Consider the following 17,708-nt stretch of genomic DNA (forward strand, 5'->3'; position numbering starts at 1 on the left):
CTCCCGGATCAGTTCGATTAGGTGAGCCTAATCTAAGTGGATCGTACGGGGGAGTCCGCCCGGTAGGCGCGAGGTGAACTCCCGTCCCCGGCCCCGGCGTCAGGGCCGTGCCGACGGGCCGTGCCGGTGGGAGCAGGTGTGCGGTGCGGTGAGGAGCTGCCGGATGCGCTCGCCCGCCTCGGCGGCGTCCCGCGCGGGCGCCGGGAAGATGAACCGCAGGTCGCGGGGGCCGTCGTCGTACTCGCAGCGCAGGGTGATGCCGTGCCGGTCGAGGGCCAGAGGCAGGGCCCGGAGCGCACCGAGGGGCAGTCGGGGCCCGGCGAGGTCGAGCAGGCCGGCCAGCATGTTCTCGTGGGCGTCGGCGAGATGCGTCAGCATGGCGGCCTCCTCGACCGCGAGCGGGTCCGGTGCGGCGACCGCCATCTCGTCGAGGCCGACCTCTACCGCCCCGGCCGCCGTCACCAGCGTGACGCGCGCGATGTCGAGCCGCAGGACCTCGTCTTCCCCGTCGCGGGCCGGTGCCAGCCAGCCGGAGACCGTCACCCGGGCGCGCACCCGGTCGCGGACGGGCGTCGGCGCGATGTCGGTGAACTCCAGCAGGGCGGCGAGGCTGCCGCGCGGCGCCCGCGAGACCTCGCCGGCGAGCGGACTTCCCGCCGGGGCGTGCAAGGTGATCCGCCCCTTCCGGTCGACGGAGTGAAGACCGATCAGGTCGTAGCTCTCACCGGCGGTGGTGAGGGAGAGGGAGACCGCGCGGGCCAGTACGGAGCGAACCCGCTCCCCGGCGGTCGCTTCGGCCGGGGCGGTGTCGGCGGCGATGGTCAAGGGGGCTCCAGAGGTGACGATCAACTGAGGTAAGGCTAACCTAACTCCCGTGGGATGTGGTGTCGACCCCTCAGGCCCCGGCGGGGGACGTGTTCGCGCGACGGGAAGCCCCGGCACCCACCGACCCACCGCCTTGAGAAGATTGTCGGCATGACCTCCCGTATCGACCGGATCCTCGGCGACCGCCCCTTCGCCGAGGCCGGCGACCCTGTCATCACCGTCCCCGACGAACGTCGCGGCCTGTTGGCGGTGGCAGGTGCGCACGAGTTCGACAGGGCGGCGCCCGTCGGCGTCTTCGGCACCGGCGATCTGGGCTGCCGTGCTCTCCTCAGGTCGCGGTACCCGGTCCACGCGATGGCGTTCCACCCGACGCTTCCCCTCCTCGTCGTCGGCACAGGACGCTACGACGGCGGATACTTCTTCGAAGGGGAACTCCTGCTGCTGGACCTGGTGACAGGCACGGCCACCTCGCTGATCGAGGACGGGCTCGGCCGCCAGATCCTCGGTCTGGAATGGCTCGACGAGCGGCGGCTACGCGTACTGGCGGCACCGCCCGACGATTGGCGGGACAACGACGCACACGCCGAGGGGCACGTGGCGCACGTGCTGCGGCCCGACTGGAGCGCCGTACCGCCCAGGTCGATCGAGGACCGAGAACTCGCCGGGCCACGAGTACCGGCCCCGCGCCCCGACGGGCGGGCGGAAGCGCGACGGACACTCTCCGCACTGAGCGCCGACTGGGATCCGCGCCGTCACGTCCGATCGGTACGGGTGCTGTCGGACGGACGGATCCTCGCGACGCTCGACGGGGTCGGGCTGGAGTGCTGGGACCCGACCGGGAAGCGGCTGTGGACGGTTCCCGATGATCGGGGCGGCCGTGACATCGCCATCGCCACGGACGAGCAGTCGGCTTGGGCCGGCCTGGTACGGCCCCTGGGGGAGGAGTCTCCACAATCCGTCGTCCGGCTGTCGCTCCAGGACGGGCGACGGCTCGACCATGTCCAGCCGTCCGCACCGGTGTCGGTGGTCGGCTGCGCCGACGGCCGGCCGGCCTTCGCACCGGCCGGACACAACGGAGGGCGGAGCAGGCTGCGCATCCGTCGTGGCAGCCGGGTCTACTTCCAGGCGACGGTGAGCAGGGAGGGGGAGCGGGGCTCCGACCGGCGTGAAGCCTGGCTCGCCGCGGTCGACCTGGACCCCGTACCCGCTGCCGAACGCCCGCGGGAACCTGAGGAGGCGGAGGGCAGGCGGCTGTTTCCGTACTCCTGGGCCCCGGACGAGACGCACTTCGCCGGCCCGGGTGCTGAAGCCGCGGACGGGTCTCTGGTCCACGCGGGCTCCGTGTACCACGGGCACGGCCTGCAGCCCGGCGGCTCCTTCGTCGTACGGCGAGAGGCGGCCACGGGGCAGCCGCGCTGGGTCTTCAGGACCGACAGAGTAGCCACCGACCTCGACTGCGACACCGAGACCGCCTACGTCGCCTACGACGACGGCGAGGTCGTGGCGCTCGACCTCCGTGACGGCACCGTGCGCTGGCGCCGCCCTCTCACCGTGGCCGGAGTGCTCGTCGTACCGGTCGCGCTGACCGTCGCCGGGCCGAAGCGGCTCCTCATCGGCACCGATGACGGGCGTCTGCTGGACTGCTCGACGGGCTGACGGACGTGGCCGGATCGGGGCCCTCGGCCGCCGGGGTCCTGGCCGCCAGGTCCGCTACCCGGTCCGCGGCCTCGGCAGGGTCGGCGGCGGACGTCTCATCCGCGTGCGCGGAGGTACGCCTCCAGCTCCGCCGCCCCCGTCAGCATCGCCCGCCCGCGTGCGGACAGGCGGGCGTGCCAGTCGCACAGGGCGGCCTCCAGCGGCTCCAGGCCGCCCGCCGCTCGTACGTGGGCGATCAGCGGGGCGATCTGCTCCAACAGGTAGCCGCCCCGCCTGAGCTGATGGGCCAGCCGGGCGTCCCGTACGTCCCCCTCGTCGTAGACGCGGTACCCGGTCCGCGGATCGCGCCGCGGGCGCACCAGCCCCGCCCGCTCCCATGCGCGCAGCGTCGCGGGCCGGATGCCGAGCTTCCCCGCCAGCGGCCCGATGAACGTGCCGCCGGGTCCGGACACCGCGTCCGGCTCGGACCCCGTGGTGGACGCAAGGTCGCGCAGGGCGCGCTCCACGGCCTGGAGGGTCCGGCGGTCGTCCAGGAGCTGGGCATGGCTCTCGTCGATGAGGCGGAACGCCTCGTCGACCGCACCCTCGTTCACGGCCCGCATGACCGACGCCGCCGTCCGGTGGCCGTGGCCTGGCACCAGGGCGAGGAACGCGCGCAGGGCCCGCGCGTGCAGCGGGGTGTAGGTGCGGTAGCCGTGCGGTGTGCGACCGGCGGCCGGCAGGATGCCGGCCTCCTCGTAGTTCCTGACCGCCTGCGTGGACAGACCGTGCCCACGCGCCAGGTCGATCGGCCTGAGCCGTTCACCACTTTGAAGGTTTCGCCCCATGAGACCCCATGACATCGGCGATATCGCGGAAAAGTTTCCACCGAAGGTTCAACGATACCGTTGACGGCATGGCTACCGACACCAAGGCCGCTGACATCAAGGGCGCCGCCCGTGCCGTCGAGGCTGCCGCCGTCATGAGGCTGCTCCCGACCAGGCCCCGGCTGCTCGCCCTGGGCGAACCCACCCACGGCGAGGACACTCTGCTCGACCTGCGCAACGAGCTCTTCCAGCACCTGGTCGAGGAGGAGGGCTACCGGACGATCGCGATCGAGAGCGACTGCGTGGCGGGCCTGCTCGTGGACGACTACGTCACCTCGGGCACGGGCACCCTGGACGAGGTCATGGAGCGCGGGATCAGCCACGAGTGGGGCGCGTTCAGGGCCAACCGCGAGCTGGTGCGCTGGATGCGCGCCTACAACGCGGGCCGCCCCGCGTCCGAGCGGCTCCGCTTCGCCGGCTTCGACGGCCCACTGGAGATCACCGGCGCCGCGAGCCCCCGGCAGGCCCTCACCGCACTCCACGGCTACCTCGCGGCCCGGGTGGACGCCGACCTGCTCCCCTGCACCGCGGAAACGCTCGACCGCCTGCTCGGCGCCGACGACCGGTGGACCGAGCCCGCCGCCATGAGGGACCCGTCCGCCTCCGTGGGGCGGTCGGCCGAGGCCGGGCGACTGCGGCTGCTCGCCGACGACCTGCGGGCGCTGCTCGACGAACAGCAGCCGCACCTGAGCACGGTGGCATCGCGGGACGACCACGACCGCGCGCACCTGTACGCGCGCACCGCGACCGGTCTGCTGCGCTACCACCACTGGATGGCCGACACCTCACCGGCCCGCCTGACCCGGCTGCTGGGCGTACGGGACCGGATGATGGCCGACAACCTCCTCGCCGTCGCCGCCCGCGGCCCGGCACTCGTCCACGCCCACAACTCCCATCTCCAGCGGGAGAAGAGCACGACACGGATGGGCGGCAAGCCCCTGGAGTGGTGGGGCGCCGGTGCGCTGGTGAGCGCCCGGCTCGGCGAGGACTACGCCTTCCTGGCCACCGCCCTCGGCACGATCCGCCATCAGGGGGTGGACACACCGCCGCCGGACACCGTCGAAGGACTCCTGTACGCGCTCCCGCAGGACCGCGCGGTCATCGACGCGCGGCGCCTGGCCACCGTCCTCGGCGACCCGCCGCCCGCGCCCCGCGTATCCCCCTGGTTCGGCTACGCCCCGCTCGACCCGGCCCACCTGGCGTCCGTCGACGGCCTCGTGTTCGTCAAGGACGTCGTGCGGAGCTAGCACCACCCCGGGCCGACGTACCGCCGCACGTTCCTCCGGCTCGCGACCGTCGCGGGCCGGAGGCCCCGGCACCCCTCGGGGACGGTCGGTCGAGGGAGACGCATCGAGGAGGGGTGCCGCGCCGCGGCTGCCGAAGGGCGGACCGGTCAGGTGCCGCCCGACTGCTTGCGTGCCTCGTCCGTCATCCGCCCGGCGGACTCACGAGCCTGCTCGGTCACGTGCCCGGCCTGCTCACCGGCCTGTTCCCTGGTGGTCCTGGCCGCCTGCGCGGCGGTGTCCTTCACCTCCTGCGCCGCCTGTTGCGCCGTGCCCGCGGCGTCCTCCTTCAGACGCCGGCCGGACTCCAGAGCGGCCTCCTTGAGCGGCTCGACGGCTTCGCCGGCACGATCGGACGCCTGGGCGGCGGCCTGCTGCTCGGCCTGGGAGACCGGCAGGAGCGAGGCGGTGAGCAGTCCGGCGCCGAAGGCGACCAGCCCGGCCGCGAGCGGGTTGCCCTGGGTCTGCCTCATCGCCTGCTCCGGTGCGCCGCTGACCGCCTCGCCGACCTGTCCCGCGCGCTCGCGCACGGTGTCCGCCGCGTGGCCGGCGCCCTCCTGGACCGACTGCGCGGCCTGGCGGCCTCGGTCCCGCGCCGCGCCGGCGCCGCCGGGGGAGTGATCGGCGCTTCCCATGACCCGCTCGCGGAGTCCCGAGACCGCTCCGCGCACCTGCTCCGTGCGGCGGTGCGCCATCCGCTTGGGACTGGTGCGGTCGGCGAGCCGGTCGACGTTCTCGGACAGCCGCTCCCGCGTCGTCTCGATGTCGGCCCTCACCTGGTCGGGTGACGTGCCCATTGCGCGTCCTCCTTCAACGTCTCTACGGTCTGTTCCGGCTTCGGTGACACGTCCCGCATCCGGGACCGGCCCATCACGAACAGGACGGCCGCGACGACCGCCCACACGGCGGTGACGATCAGCGCGGCCCAGCCGAGGTCCATCACGTTGGCGAGGCCGAACATCGCCGCGAGGGACACGAACACCGCCACCATGTAGCCGGCGAAGCCCGCCCCGCCGAACATCCCGGCGGCCTTGCCCGCCTTCGTGGCCTCCTCACGGATCTCGGCCTTGGCGAGTTCCACCTCCTGACGGAACAGCGTCTGCACGTCCGATGTGACCTCGGACAGCAACTCGCCCACGGACGCGTCATGCCCGCGCCGCTCGGGCCGCGGTGACAGGGACGTCATGCCGCGCCTCCCGGGTAACCGGGGAGCTCGGGCCGCGCCGCCGCCTCAGGCAGCGACCGCTCGGCGCCCCCGCCCGGTACGGCGGCCGTCCGCGGCGCCGAGTCCGTCCGCGCGGGCGAGTCCGCCCGCGAGGTCGAGCCCGCCTTGCTGCCGGCCTTGGCGAGCCTGCCGACCACGAGCCCGCTCAGCGCGGCGCCCGCCAGGAAAGCGGCGGGGCGGCGCCGCGCGAACCGCTGGAGGTCCTGCACCAGCCCGCCGGCCCCTTGCTTGTCCAGGTAGTCGGCGGCCTGGTGGCCGCCGTCGGCGGCCTGCGCCACCAGGCTCCGCGCCGGAGAGTCGTTCGGTGCGTTCTGCGCCATGCCGGCCAGGTCGTCGGCCCACTGCCGTACCACCTCGGCCAGGCGCTCGGTCTGGCCCTGTGCCTCGCCGGTGACCCGCTCCCGCAGGTCGCGGACCGCGCTGCCCGCCTGTCGGCGCGCCTCATGCGTCACGGCCTTGGCCTGTTCGGCGGCGGTACCCGCCACGTCGCCGGCTGCCTGCCTGGCCTCGCCCGCGGTCGCGGACGCCTGCTCCTTCGCTGCCTGCCCGACCTGTTGCGCACGCCCGGCACCAGCGTCCACGGATTCACCACTCATGGGGTTCCTCCCTCTTCAGAGGTGCTGTGCAGCCCCCTCGAAGGGAGCGCCTCATGCGCTCCGGGGACTAACCCTTGTCCTCGTCCGGTTAACCGATGCCGCCCGGACAAAACGCCCTTCAGTGTGAGAATCGGGCGGACCATTCCAGCCGGGTCCGTCGACGGCACGCGCCCATGGCCGCCGGTCAGGGGGAAGGCCACGGAATCCGGTGGCCCGGCGGCCCGGTGCGGCCCCAGCGGCCCGGCGGCCCCAGCGGTCCGGTGCGGCCCGGTGCGGTCCGGCGGCACGTTCCGGTCCGGCGGCCCCGGTACCCGTCCCGGCGGTCCCGCTCGGACTGCGTGTCGGCCAGCCGACCGGTTCGACGGTCCCGACGATGTCCAGCACGCCGTCTTCGGCGGCGACGGACAGCCCGAGCGGACGCCCCGCACGGAACCCTGGGTCACCGGACCCCGCGGCTCCCTGGACCCCTTCGGGGAGAGCCCGGGGGCCGCTGGACCTGCTGCTCCGCTGCGACGCAGCCACCTGTGCGGTGCGCGCACTCCAGCCGACTCGCGTCGGCCCACACGCGGTCATATCGTCGGAGGAGGGGGGTAGTCGGCGTCGTGAGACGCCGGACGGCGGCCTTCCGGTCGCCCCGCTCGACCAGGGAGGTCGGCATGGCCACACATTCCCGTACGGCTGCCGCACGCACCCCCGTGCAGCAAGCGGCACTGCTGGTGGGAGCGGTCTTCCTGCTGGTGGGCGTCCTCGGCTTCATCCCCGGTATCACCACGGACTACGACACGATGGAGTTCGCCGAGCACCACTCCGAGGCCAAGCTGCTCGGCGTGTTCCAGGTGTCGATCCTGCACAACATCGTTCATCTGCTGTTCGGGCTCGCGGGTGTCGTGATGGCCCGCGCCGCCTCCAGCGCCCGCACGTTCCTCGTCGCCGGTGGTGTGATCTACCTGGCGCTGTGGATCTACGGGCTGATCATCGACCTGGACAGTGCCGCCAACTTCGTGCCGGTGAACACGGCCGACAACTGGCTGCACTTCGGCTTGGGCGTGGGCATGATCGGCCTCGGCCTTCTGCTCACCCGAGGCACCCGCGCGGGCACGACGCGCTGACACACCCCCGCGTCGGCGGCCCGGGAAGCGCGCCCGGCCCCCGGCGGCGCCCGGCCCCTGGCGTGGGTGGGGGCCCTGGCGTGGGCGCGGTCACTGCCCGGCGAGACCCGTGTGGGCGATGCCGCGCACGATCCGGCGAGGCGAGCCTGGCCAGGTGCAGTAGGGCCAGTTCGGGGGCGCGTCCGCCGGGGCCGCGGCGCCGGCCAGGGCCCCGACGCCGCCGGCGAGGGCCCGGCGCCGGGTGAGGGAGGGGTGCTTGGCAGCTCGTCTCTGCGGGAGAGCGGTCGTCGGGTGAGGTCACGTCAGGTACCTCGGAGCCGCCCGGCCCCGGTGCTCGGGGCGACGGGGCGCGGGCGGCGACTGGTGAGGGGGAGGGCGGACGGAAGGTCAGGCGGCGGTGGCGGCCAGGCGGATCACGTTCCATGACAGCGGTTCGAGGGTGACGTCGAGGACGCCCGCGTCCAGCCGGCCGCCGTGGCCGGAGTGCGGCACGACGCGCTGCGGGTCGGCCAGGGTGTTGCGCGCGTCCGGGTCGGCGTCGCTGAGCACGCTGTGCTCCACGATCCGGCCCACGTCAAGCCCGGACAGAGCCACGCGCAGCGGCAGCGGCCGGTCCTGGCCGCGGTTGACGGCGAAGACGGTGACGGTGCCGCTCTCCGGGTCGCGTACGGCGGTCGCGTGCAGCAGCGGCACCTCGCCGTAGGCGGCCGTCCGGTACGTGGGCGACTCGGCCCGCACGTCGAGGACTTCCCCGCGTCCGTACCGGGAGGCCTGGGCGAACGGGAAGAACGTCGTCTGCCGCCAGGCGGGACCGCCCGGCTCGGTCATGATCGGGGCTATCACGTTGACGAGCTGGGCGAGGCAGGCGACGGTGACCCGGTCGGCGTGGCGCAGCAGTGCGATCAGCAGCGAGCCGACGACGACGGCGTCGGTGACGCTGTAGTTGTCCTCCAGCAGCCGGGGCGCCTCCGGCCAGTCCAGCGGGTTCGCCTCGCTCTCCGCCTGGAAGCGCCGCATGTACCAGACGTTCCACTCGTCGAACGAGAGCTGGATCTTCTTCTTCGACTTCAGGCGGGCACCGACGTGGTCGCAGGTGGCGACGACGTTCTCGATGAAGGACTCCATGTCGACGGCGGACGCGAGGAAGGAGTCGCGGTCCCCGTCGGTCTCCTCGTAGTAGGCGTGCAGCGAGATGTGGTCGACCAGGTCGTACGCCTCGGTGAGGACTGCGGCCTCCCAGGCGGCGAAGGTGGGCATGGCCTGGCTGGAGCTTCCGCAGGCGACGAGCTCCAGACCGGGGTCGATCTGGCGCATCGCCCGCGCGGTCTCCGCCGCGAGCCTGCCGTACTCCTCCGCCGTCTTGTGGCCGGTCTGCCACGGCCCGTCCATCTCGTTGCCGAGGCACCACAGGCGGATGCCGAACGGGTCCTTGTCGCCGTGCGCGACGCGCCGGTCCGAGAGTTCGGTGCCGGCCGGGTGGTTGGCGTACTCCTGGAGCTGGAGCGCTTCGGCCACACCTCGGGTGCCGAGGTTGACGGCCATCATCGGCTCGGCCTCGGGGCCGGCCTTCTTCAGGAAGGCGATGAACTCGCTCAGCCCGAAGCGGTTGGTCTCGGTGGACCGCCAGGCGAGGTCGAGGCGGCGCGGCCGCTCGTCGGCGGGGCCGACGGAGTCCTCCCAGCGGTAGCCGGAGACGAAGTTGCCACCGGGGTACCGGATCACGGTGACGCCGAGTTCGCGGACCAGCTCCAGCACGTCGGTGCGCAGCCCGGCCTCGTCGGCGGTCGGGTGGCCGGGCTCGTAGATGCCGGTGTACACGCAGCGGCCCAGGTGCTCGACGAAGGAGCCGAAGAGACGGGGGTTCACCTCTCCCACGGTGAAGGCGGGATCGAGTGTGAAGCGGGCGTTGCCGTCGGGCATGGTGTCCTTCCGAGGAGTGTGCGGGGTCAGGGGGCGACGGCCGGCCGTCGTCGGACCCGGCCCGCCGTATCTCTGAAGGGCGGCTCCTTCATTCGACGGGAGGTGGAGGGGAGTAGCCGTTCGTCGTCCGAAATACCGTCACTCGCCCGCCACTTCGAACGGGACCGTAGACGCGGGAGGGGGAGCCGTCAATGGCTCTCGCTGAAATAACGAACGGCGTTCGTCATGCCGAACGTCTCTGTTCCGGTGGGCGGTTCACCGGCCACGGCCCGGCCGGTTCCTCGGGAGAGCGGCGATACGGAGGAGCGCCCCCGGGTACGGGCCTGTGCCCGGGCACCCGGGGGCGCTGTGCTCGGGTACCCGGGGGGTGCTGTGCTCGGCGTGCCTGCCGGTGGCGGCGTTCGGCAGCCGGTGGGTGTCGTCGCCGAGGAGCCCCCGGCCACCGCCGGCCCTACCGCGGGGTCAGTAGGCGACGGGCCATCCGCTGCTCCAGTCCAGGAGGTTGATGCCCAGTTTGGGGGTGCCGTTGTCGTTGGCGTCGTAGTAGTGGTAGACGATCAGGTCGCCGTCGACGTCGTTCATGACCGACTGCCCGCCGGGGCCGATGACGCGGCCGTGCGACTCCAGGACCGGCGTCCCGCCGTTGTTCATCATGGAGACGCCGTTCTTGTCGTAGTACGGCCCGGTGACCCTGGTGGCGCGACCGGCCTTGACCTTGTACGTGGAGCTGACGCCGGAGCAGCAGGTGTCGTACGAGGCGAAGAGGTAGTAGTACCCGTTCCGCTTGACGATGTACGGGGCCTCGACCGCTTTGGTGCCGGTCGGGCGGGAGGCGAGGGAACGGCGGGAGGTGTCGGAGGGCAGCTGCTTTCCGGTGGACGGGTCGATCCGGATCATCTTGATCCCGGTCCACCAGCTGCCGAAGGACAGCCACCACCGGCCGTCGTCGTCGACGAAGAGGTTCGGGTCGATGGCGTTGTAGTCGCTGGAGGAGCTGGAGGTGTACACGATGCCGTAGTCGCTCCAGCTGCCAGCCCGGCCGGTGGTGGACCCCGCCAGCCCGATGGCGGAGGTGTTGGAGCCGAACGAGGAGACGGAGTAGTACATCAGGTACTTGCCGCCGTGGTACGAGATGTCGGGCGCCCATGCCTCGGGGGCGGACGAGTAGCGCGACCACCAGCCGGGACGCGAGGAGAAGGCGTCCGCGCCCGCCGTGAAGGCGGTGCGGTCGGACGACGTCTTGGCGGCGATGCCGCCTCCGGTGGCGTAGAGCAGGTACTGGCCGGACGGGGTGCGGATCATCGTGGGGTCGTGGGTGATGACGGAACCGGTGACGCGGCCGGGGTTCGGGTAGGCCGACGCCGTGGTGGGGACGAGAGCGAGCAGGGCGGCGGCGGGGAGGGCGAGAAGTGCGGTTCTCTTGCGGCTCACGAGGATGCTCCTGTTCGGTACCTCGAACACGGATCGGCTTCTCGGACGGAACGTAGGAGCGAACCAGGTACGCGTCAACAGCCCGCGCAGCACGGCGGTGCGGGGGCGCGGCCGGATCCGCGCGCGCCCCGCTGGAAGGTTGCCGGACGCCACCGCTCGACAGCGACCGGCTCGCCGTCAACCGGCGGTCCCGTCAAGGGTGATCACGACTTTGACGTCGTCGTCGCGCCGGGTGAACGCCTCCCGGAAGAGATCCAGCGGCACCCGTCGGCTGATCAGACCGCGCAGCCAGGAGACGTCCGCCGCGGCCAGCGCTTCGGCGGCCTGCTGATAGTGCGTCATACCGGCGTTGACCGAGCCGACCACCACGTCGTTCTCCAGCACCAGCTCGCGGTTGACCGCACCGGCGTCGACCGTGAGGTGCCGACCGGAAGGGGACTCCGTGCCGCACACGCCGAGGGCGAGTCCGCGCACCGGCGCCGCCGAGAACACCGTCTTCACGTCCGTCGGCGGTTCACCGCTCGGCCGCGCGGACTGCGGCGACGGCCAGCGCGGCGGTCTCCTCCGGTGTGCCGTCGACGGGTACCCGCGTCCCGCGCTCCTCCGGAGCCAGCGGTTCCAGGGCGTCGAGCTGGGATCGGAGCAGCTCGGGTGGCATGAAGTGCCCCCGACGGGCCGAAAGACGCTCGGCGATGAGCTCGGCGGGGCCGTGCAGGTGGACGAAGAGGACACGCGGGGACACGGCGGCGAGCCGGTCACGGTAGGACCGCTTCAGGGCGGAGCACGTGATGACGCCGCCGCGCCCGGCGTGGTCGGCCAGCCACCGGGCGATCCTCTCCAGCCAGGGCTCCCGGTCCTCGTCGTCCAGCGGCACGCCCGCTTCCATCTTCTCGACGCTCGACAGGGAGTGGAGGTCGTCCCCCTCCGCGTACGGCACGTTCAGCGTGCGGGCCAGCGACCGGCCGATCGTCGTCTTCCCGGAACCGGAGACCCCCATGACGACGACGAGAGGCTGTGCAAGGTCCGGCATTCCCGTCCCTCCCTGTGCTCGGAGTGAGATGACGCCCCCGGACGGAGGCCCGGACGCGATCCGGCGCGACCCGTCGGCACGGGCCGCGCCGGATCACGTCCCGGGGCCGCGCCGCTGGCCGGCACGCCGCCGCACGACCACCGCGCCATCGACCGGCGGTGTCCCGGCCTGGCCGGGTACCCCACGGGCGGCGGGGCGCACCCGGTGATCCGGCCGCTCAGGGGCGGTAGCGCAGCGGGTGGTCCTCCGGTACCTCGACCACCGCGATGCGCACCCCGTCGGGATCGGCGATCCACATCTCGACCAGCCCCCACGGCTCCCGGACCGGCGCGCGGAGCACCTCGGCGCCCCGCTCGCTGAGCTCCTGGTACGCGGCGTGGACATCGGCGACCTGCGTCCACAGCCGCAGCGCGGGGGAGGGAGGGGCATCCGAACGGCCCGAGACCTCCAGGAAGCCGCCGCCGAGGAAGTAGACCGTGCCGCGCTCCGGCCCGGTGCCGAACTCGCGGTAGACGGCGAGGCCCATGATCCGGCCGTAGAAGTCGCGGGAACGTTCCGGGTCGGTGGGGCTCAGGAGAAGGCGGCTGCCCAGTACATGCACCATGCCTGCGAGCCTAGCCGTCCATCGTCTGGCGCACGGCGACTCCGTCCGGCGCACCGAGACTCCGTTCGGCACCGCGACTCCGTCCGGCGCACCGCGACTCCGTCCGGCCACGGATGTCGGTGCGGCCACGGATGTCGGTGCGGTCGACCGGCCGGAGAACGACGCGGGGGTCGCGGCCCGCTCGAGCGGCCGCGCACTGGCGCGGCCGGCCTACGCGCTGCGTTCCGCCCTCTCGCACACCGGGCACACCACCCGGCGGGTCGACAGCTCATGGGTGCTCTTGCCGAGCCCCGCGTGGTCCCTGTGCAGCTCCTGGCTGTCGATGCGCGCGTGCTCCCGGCACACGGCCACCCCGCACTGGCGGCAGACCGCCTCGGCCACCTGGTCCACTCCGGAACCGTGGCACTCGTAACACCGCATCACGTGCCTCCTCCGCACCACATCACCAGCCCCCTTCGTACCATCACCAGCCTCCCTCGCACCGCGTCACCAGCCTCCCCACCTCCGGCCGGTCGGCTTCCACCCCTGTCAGCGGGTATCCGCAGCGGAACGGCCGAACCCCGACGCCGACGCCGACGCGGCGCCGGTCGTCGGCGAGCGGTCGACCGCTCGGCGGGTGCGTACCCGGTCGTCGGGGGTACAGGTCCGCCGTCAGGTGGCCCTCGCGGGAGGCGGCCCCGCCCTGGTGCTCCTCGTGGCGCCGCAGTTCTCCACCGCGTGGGCGTCGGTCCGCTCCCGACGCGTCCGGCGCCTGGTGAAGGCCGAGCTCACCGTCCTGCTGTACCGGGCCCGCATGCTGCCCGACGTGATGCGGGGCCGGCGCGTCGCACCGGACGAGGTGCGGCAGGCGGGCGCGGTCCGTAGGCCGAGTCCGGCGGGCGTCGGCGCCGGGCCCGGCCCACCGGCCGCGGGTCAGCCGAGCGCCGCCAGCAGCTCGTTGCACGCCTGCTCGCACCGCCGGCACGCCTCGGCGCAGACCCGGCAGTGCTCATGCGCCCCGGCGTGGCTGTCGCACTCGTCTCCGCACGCCTTGCAGGCGGTGGCGCACGCCTGGAGCATCGCCCGGGTGATGTTGGCGTCGTAGCCGGTGTGCCGGGACAGGACCGCTGCCGTCGTGGTGCAGATGTCGGCGCAGTCCATGTCCGTGCGGATGCACTTGGTCAGCTCGGCCACCATGCCCTCCGCCAGACACGCGTCCGCACAGGCCGTGCACGCCTGCGCGCAGGCGATGCACTCCTCGATGCACCTGGCCATGGCCTCCCGGTTCACGCTTCCCAGGTCGGCGGGGTAGGAGTCGAGCATTTCCTTCACTGCTGTGGTCATCGTCCGTCGTCTTCCCGTCTGTCGATCGGCTGCCTTGCGGATGAACGGCGACGCACGGGGGTGCGCGTCGCCGTGTATCACGGGTAACACCCGTAGCCGCGACCCAAACGGCGGCTCCGCCACCCGGGAGTCGTTCCTCGACCGTGCGGTCCTCACGGTCGGCGGGGCGCCTGCTCAGCGACCGGGTGGCGTGGCTGGGCATGGTCACGGTGATCGTGGTGGTCGGCCTGGGGGAACTGCTGTACGAGTTCGACGGCCGTGCCGAGTCGTTCGCCCGCACCCTCCACGCCACCGCACTGATGGCGGTCAGTGGAGAACCGGTGGGAGCGGCGACGTGGTACGGCAAGGCGATCGAACTGCTGCTCGCCCTCTACTCCGTCACCGTGTTCGCCACCCTGGCCGGGGCCTTCGGCGCCTGTTTCATGCGCCGCCATCCCCTCGCCGGTGGCCGCCCGGCTCCACCGGGGGACCGGGTGGTATGGCGACGGAGCGGCCGCTCCCGTGCGGTCGCGCGAAGAGGACCCGTCCGCGTCGCGCCGGGCAGGTCGGGTACGGGTGGCGGGCCACCGGGCGGCTGGTGGCGTGGCCGGTCGGGGCGGGGGATACGTCTGGTCATGGGCGAGGTGCCGGGCGCGGGGGAGGTACCGGTCCTCTCAGCGCGCTGCGGCCGAACCCGCCCGCGATCACTTTGCGGATGGCGATCACCGCCGCCGCGGCGGCGATGCTGCCCCAGGACGGCTCGTCCGCCAGCCTGAGGAGCCCGGCGGCGGTGAGGAAGTCCAGGAACACGCCCAGCGCCACGCGTACCCGCCTGATCGCCGCATAGGCCGAGGCAGCGCTCAGAAGCCCGGCGAGGGTCGCCGCCACGGCGCCGGCGTGCAGCCAGGTGGTCATACGGCGGCGGCCTTGCTCTTCTCGTCGAGTTCGGCGCGTTCCTGGGCGATCTCGCGGCCGAGGAAGTAGTTGAGCGCGGTACGGATAGCGGCGATGGCCGCCAGTTGGCCGATCTCCGCGAAGCTCGGCGCCACCGCCGTGCGCAGGACGTCCCCGGCGAGTTGGAACTCCAGTCCCAGAACCAGGAAGCGGCCCAGGCTGAGGCGGATCCGGTTGAAGCCGGACACCCGCCGCTCTCTGCGCGCCCCGGCCAGCAGGAACTGGGCGAAGGCCCACACGGCTCCGACGAAGATGATCAGAGCTCCGGCGGACTCGATCAGCCGGACGAGGAGGCCGATCACGTCGCTCAGGGTGGACTCGGGCAGGAGTTCCATCGACAGGGGCATGACCCGCCGGTACCCCGCCCACGGGCTCCCTCACCCGCCGCCCAGGTGTCTCACCCGCGCGGTCCACGGCGTACCCTCCGCCGGTCCGCCCCTCCGCCGGTCCGCCCCTCCGCCCCTCCGCCCCTCCGCCGGTCCGCCGGTCCGCCGGTCCGCCCGCCGTGACGGACGTGCGACCCCCCGACCGCGTTGACGGCCGCGCGGACGACGCGGCGCGGAGAGCAGCCGCTTCATTCCGGCCACCTCGCCTGGCCGGCCTCCGCTCCGCGACGCACCCGCCGTCGACGTCACGCCCGCCGTCTGCCTGCCCGTGGCGAACCTGCTCCGGGAGTCCTACGATCCCGCTCCGCAGGCCGTGGTCCGGCGCTACGCACTGGCGACCAGGGGCGACCACCTGGGCACGGGCCCGCAGCTCGCTCTCACCGCGTTCGGGAACGGCGAAGCCGAGAAGATCGTGGCGGGGCTGCGCGCCGCGCTGCCGCACTGCGCCCGGGGCTACACCGGGGACGGGCGCGGCACTACCGCAGTCACGGTGCTCGACCCGATCGATGTCGGTGACGAGGCGGTGTCCTTCCACACGTCCGGCCGGGGCACACCGACGTGGTACACCGTGGTCCGTCAGGGCCAGGTCCTCGTCCGCTTCGCCTCCTCCACCGCTTCTGGCATGGACGGACAGGTGCCCGCCCCGCTCGTCGTGCAGCAGATCATGAAGCTTCGGGCGGCCACCGACTAGCTAGGCCCAGGCCGCCAGCAGGATCGCCACCGCGCCGACCAGGTCGACGACACAGCACCACTCCGACCAGGCTCGCGGGGCCACGCGGTCGGCGCGGTGGTGGGCGAAGTCCCAGACCGCGTGGGCGAACCAGCCGGCCGCCAGGATGTAGTGGCCGGCCGTCCGGTCCACGGCGAGCGCCACCAGGGCCAGCCCGACGAAGGCCAGCAGCCCGGTGAGCTGGAGCGCGATCACACCCCGTCCGCGCAACTCCCTCCGGAACGCGCCGAACGCGAGGTAGCACAGGGGCATGATGGCGAGGAGCGCCGCCAGCCGCCCCAGCGGCGGGACACCGTCGAGGAACGTGGCGGCCGCCACGGCGAGCGCCAGCCAGGTCGGCCAGCGGTGCCCCAGGAAGCCGAGGACGCCGAGGACGCCGAAGGAGCCGACAGCGCCGACGCGGCCGGGCGAACGGGAGGAGCGGGCCGGCGGAGCGCTGCCGCCGACCGGGGCCGCAACCGGGGCGGCCGTGGTCGCCGCCGTGGCCTCGGCCGTGGCCACCGTCGGCGTCGTTGTCGCTGTCCTGTCGGTGTCGGCGTCGGTGTCGGTGTAGGCGTCGGTGCGGGTGCGGGTGCCGGTGTCGGTCCTGGTGTCGCGGGTGAAGCCGGTCGTCATGCTGTCTCCTCGATGGTGAGGCCGTCTCGCGGATCGGGGTCGGCTCCACTCTCCCGCCCGGTCGGCTCACCCGCGCGGGCCTGGCCGCGACGATGTCCCGAACCTTGGGGTACCGGTCATTCCGGCATAGGGTGCGCGCATGACGGGACGTCGAGTGGCGGTGATCGGCTACGCCTCCGCCGAGTTGTTGGACATCGCGTGTGTGACCACCACCCTGGAGATGGCGAACCGGCTGGGCTCGCTCGCCCGCCCGTACGACGTGCTCCTGGCGGCGCCGGGCGGCGGTCCGATCGTGTGCGGAACCGGGCTCGTCCTGCACAGCCAGCATTCCATCGAGCGCCTCGTCGGGCCGCTGGACACGTTGATCGTCTCCGGCGGCGTGGGGTTCGAGCAGGCTGCCGCGGACCCCAGGCTCGTGGGGCACGTCCGCCGACTGGCCAGGGAGAGCCGACGGGTGGCCTCCGTGTGCACGGGGGCGGCGCTGCTGGCCGCCGCCGGGTTGCTGGACGGCCACCGCGCCACCACCCACTGGCGGTTCGCGTCCCGGCTGGCCGCGCGCCACCCCGAGGTCACCGTCGACGCGAGCCCCATCTACATACGCGACGGCGACGTCTCCACGGCGGCGGGCATCACGAGCGCCCTCGACCTCACGCTCGCGTTCATCGAGGAGGACCACGGGGCCGAGCTGGCCCGCCAGGTCGCCCGCGACCTCGTGACCTATCTCCAACGCCCCGGCAACCAGGCGCAGATGAGCATGTTCACCGCCACGATGTCACCGCCGAGCGACCACGTGGTCCGGCGGCTCGTCGAGCACATCGCCGCGCACCCGGCCGGCGACCTGAGCACGACGGCGCTGGCGGCCCTCGCGGGTGTGACCCCGCGCCATCTCACCCGTCTGTTCCTGGAGCACCTCGGCCGGACGCCGGGCCGGTTCGTACGCCAGGCCCGTACCGAGGCGGCCGCGCAGCTCCTCGTGTCGACCGGGCTCCCCCTGGCGAGCGTGGCAGCCAAGTGCGGGTTCGGCTCGGCCGAGACCCTGCGCCAGGCCTTCACCGGCCGCTACGGCATCCCGCCGTCGCGGTACCGGGACGCGCACACCCGCCGCCCTTCCCACCGCCCCTAGGGGCGCCCCCTGGCGGTCGCCGGCCGTAGGGTACGCCGGGGTGAGGCGACGAG

Annotated in this window: 20 protein-coding genes; 5 read left to right on the plus strand and 15 right to left on the minus strand. The window is 73.1% G+C overall.

Annotated features, from left to right (window positions below):
- Nucleotides 1-99 precede the first annotated feature (99 nt).
- Entirely contained in the window at nucleotides 100-825 is a 726-nt protein-coding gene (locus ACGF5U_RS22140) for a DUF2470 domain-containing protein (protein WP_392711712.1), read from the minus strand.
- A 150-nt stretch (nucleotides 826-975) separates the two neighbouring features.
- On the opposite strand from ACGF5U_RS22140, the gene ACGF5U_RS22145 reads away from it, so the two are divergent.
- The gene (locus ACGF5U_RS22145) at nucleotides 976-2,481 is read left to right on the plus strand and encodes a PQQ-binding-like beta-propeller repeat protein (protein WP_392711714.1); all 1,506 of its coding nucleotides are present in this window, start codon (nucleotides 976-978) and stop codon (nucleotides 2,479-2,481) included.
- Between the two features lie 95 nt (nucleotides 2,482-2,576).
- Here ACGF5U_RS22145 and ACGF5U_RS22150 read toward each other — a convergent pair whose 3' ends face one another.
- The gene (locus ACGF5U_RS22150) at nucleotides 2,577-3,308 is read right to left on the minus strand and encodes a TioE family transcriptional regulator (protein WP_392711717.1); all 732 of its coding nucleotides are present in this window, start codon (nucleotides 3,306-3,308) and stop codon (nucleotides 2,577-2,579) included.
- A 68-nt stretch (nucleotides 3,309-3,376) separates the two neighbouring features.
- Here ACGF5U_RS22150 and ACGF5U_RS22155 point away from each other — a divergent pair, with 68 nt between their 5' ends.
- Nucleotides 3,377-4,594, plus strand: coding sequence for an erythromycin esterase family protein (locus ACGF5U_RS22155; RefSeq protein ID WP_392711719.1), 1,218 nt, complete (start codon nucleotides 3,377-3,379; stop codon nucleotides 4,592-4,594).
- A 146-nt stretch (nucleotides 4,595-4,740) separates the two neighbouring features.
- On the opposite strand, the gene ACGF5U_RS22160 is transcribed toward ACGF5U_RS22155, so the two are convergent.
- Genes ACGF5U_RS22160 through ACGF5U_RS22170 form a run of 3 tightly spaced genes read right to left on the minus strand, consistent with a single transcriptional unit; the run spans nucleotide 4,741 to nucleotide 6,451 of the window.
- The gene (locus ACGF5U_RS22160) at nucleotides 4,741-5,427 is read right to left on the minus strand and encodes a DUF3618 domain-containing protein (RefSeq protein ID WP_392711720.1); all 687 of its coding nucleotides are present in this window, start codon (nucleotides 5,425-5,427) and stop codon (nucleotides 4,741-4,743) included.
- Nucleotides 5,403-5,816, minus strand: coding sequence for a phage holin family protein (locus ACGF5U_RS22165; protein WP_392711721.1), 414 nt, complete (start codon nucleotides 5,814-5,816; stop codon nucleotides 5,403-5,405). The genes ACGF5U_RS22160 and ACGF5U_RS22165 overlap by 25 nt, the downstream gene beginning before the upstream one ends.
- On the minus strand, nucleotides 5,813-6,451 hold the full coding sequence (locus ACGF5U_RS22170; RefSeq protein ID WP_392711722.1) for a hypothetical protein: 639 nt from the start codon (nucleotides 6,449-6,451) through the stop codon (nucleotides 5,813-5,815). Before ACGF5U_RS22170 ends, ACGF5U_RS22165 begins: the two co-directional genes overlap by 4 nt.
- A gap of 656 nt (nucleotides 6,452-7,107) precedes the next feature.
- Between ACGF5U_RS22170 and ACGF5U_RS22175 the strand changes: the two genes are divergently transcribed.
- Nucleotides 7,108-7,560: a DUF4383 domain-containing protein gene (locus ACGF5U_RS22175; RefSeq protein WP_392711723.1), complete on the plus strand. Its 453-nt coding sequence runs from the start codon at nucleotides 7,108-7,110 to the stop codon at nucleotides 7,558-7,560.
- A 387-nt stretch (nucleotides 7,561-7,947) separates the two neighbouring features.
- Here the strand turns inward: ACGF5U_RS22175 and ACGF5U_RS22180 are convergent, their stop codons facing one another.
- The 9 genes from ACGF5U_RS22180 to ACGF5U_RS22220 form a co-directional block, all read right to left on the minus strand.
- The gene (locus tag ACGF5U_RS22180; RefSeq protein WP_392711725.1) at nucleotides 7,948-9,480 is read right to left on the minus strand and encodes an alpha-N-arabinofuranosidase; all 1,533 of its coding nucleotides are present in this window, start codon (nucleotides 9,478-9,480) and stop codon (nucleotides 7,948-7,950) included.
- A gap of 462 nt (nucleotides 9,481-9,942) precedes the next feature.
- Complete coding sequence (locus ACGF5U_RS22185; protein WP_392711726.1) at nucleotides 9,943-10,911, minus strand: arabinan endo-1,5-alpha-L-arabinosidase; 969 nt, start codon at nucleotides 10,909-10,911, stop codon at nucleotides 9,943-9,945.
- Nucleotides 10,912-11,088: 177 nt separating this feature from the next.
- Entirely contained in the window at nucleotides 11,089-11,412 is a 324-nt protein-coding gene (locus ACGF5U_RS22190) for a hypothetical protein (protein WP_392711727.1), read from the minus strand.
- Nucleotides 11,413-11,425: 13 nt separating this feature from the next.
- Nucleotides 11,426-11,941 carry a gluconokinase gene (locus ACGF5U_RS22195; RefSeq protein WP_392711729.1) on the minus strand — a complete coding sequence of 172 codons (516 nt, stop codon included), beginning with the start codon at nucleotides 11,939-11,941 and terminating at the stop codon, nucleotides 11,426-11,428.
- 217 nt (nucleotides 11,942-12,158) lie between these two features.
- Nucleotides 12,159-12,545 (minus strand): VOC family protein, encoded by a 387-nt coding sequence (locus tag ACGF5U_RS22200; protein WP_392711730.1) that lies wholly within the window; start codon nucleotides 12,543-12,545, stop codon nucleotides 12,159-12,161.
- 210 nt (nucleotides 12,546-12,755) lie between these two features.
- Nucleotides 12,756-12,965 (minus strand): DUF2180 family protein, encoded by a 210-nt coding sequence (locus tag ACGF5U_RS22205; protein ID WP_392711732.1) that lies wholly within the window; start codon nucleotides 12,963-12,965, stop codon nucleotides 12,756-12,758.
- Nucleotides 12,966-13,457: 492 nt separating this feature from the next.
- Nucleotides 13,458-13,868: a four-helix bundle copper-binding protein gene (locus ACGF5U_RS22210; protein ID WP_392711733.1), complete on the minus strand. Its 411-nt coding sequence runs from the start codon at nucleotides 13,866-13,868 to the stop codon at nucleotides 13,458-13,460.
- A gap of 612 nt (nucleotides 13,869-14,480) precedes the next feature.
- The gene (locus tag ACGF5U_RS22215) at nucleotides 14,481-14,762 is read right to left on the minus strand and encodes a hypothetical protein (protein ID WP_392711735.1); all 282 of its coding nucleotides are present in this window, start codon (nucleotides 14,760-14,762) and stop codon (nucleotides 14,481-14,483) included.
- On the minus strand, nucleotides 14,759-15,148 hold the full coding sequence (locus ACGF5U_RS22220; protein WP_392711737.1) for a DUF1622 domain-containing protein: 390 nt from the start codon (nucleotides 15,146-15,148) through the stop codon (nucleotides 14,759-14,761). The genes ACGF5U_RS22215 and ACGF5U_RS22220 overlap by 4 nt, the downstream gene beginning before the upstream one ends.
- A 307-nt stretch (nucleotides 15,149-15,455) precedes the next feature.
- Between ACGF5U_RS22220 and ACGF5U_RS22225 the strand changes: the two genes are divergently transcribed.
- Nucleotides 15,456-15,878 carry a hypothetical protein gene (locus tag ACGF5U_RS22225; RefSeq protein WP_392711738.1) on the plus strand — a complete coding sequence of 141 codons (423 nt, stop codon included), beginning with the start codon at nucleotides 15,456-15,458 and terminating at the stop codon, nucleotides 15,876-15,878.
- On the opposite strand, the gene ACGF5U_RS22230 is transcribed toward ACGF5U_RS22225, so the two are convergent.
- On the minus strand, nucleotides 15,879-16,532 hold the full coding sequence (locus ACGF5U_RS22230; RefSeq protein WP_392711739.1) for a hypothetical protein: 654 nt from the start codon (nucleotides 16,530-16,532) through the stop codon (nucleotides 15,879-15,881).
- 139 nt (nucleotides 16,533-16,671) lie between these two features.
- Here ACGF5U_RS22230 and ACGF5U_RS22235 point away from each other — a divergent pair, with 139 nt between their 5' ends.
- Entirely contained in the window at nucleotides 16,672-17,655 is a 984-nt protein-coding gene (locus ACGF5U_RS22235; RefSeq protein ID WP_392711740.1) for a GlxA family transcriptional regulator, read from the plus strand.
- The last annotated feature ends 53 nt before the right edge of the window (nucleotides 17,656-17,708 follow it).

Source organism: Streptomyces sp. NPDC047886 (genome assembly GCF_043204435.1).
GTDB lineage: Bacteria > Actinomycetota > Actinomycetes > Streptomycetales > Streptomycetaceae > Streptomyces.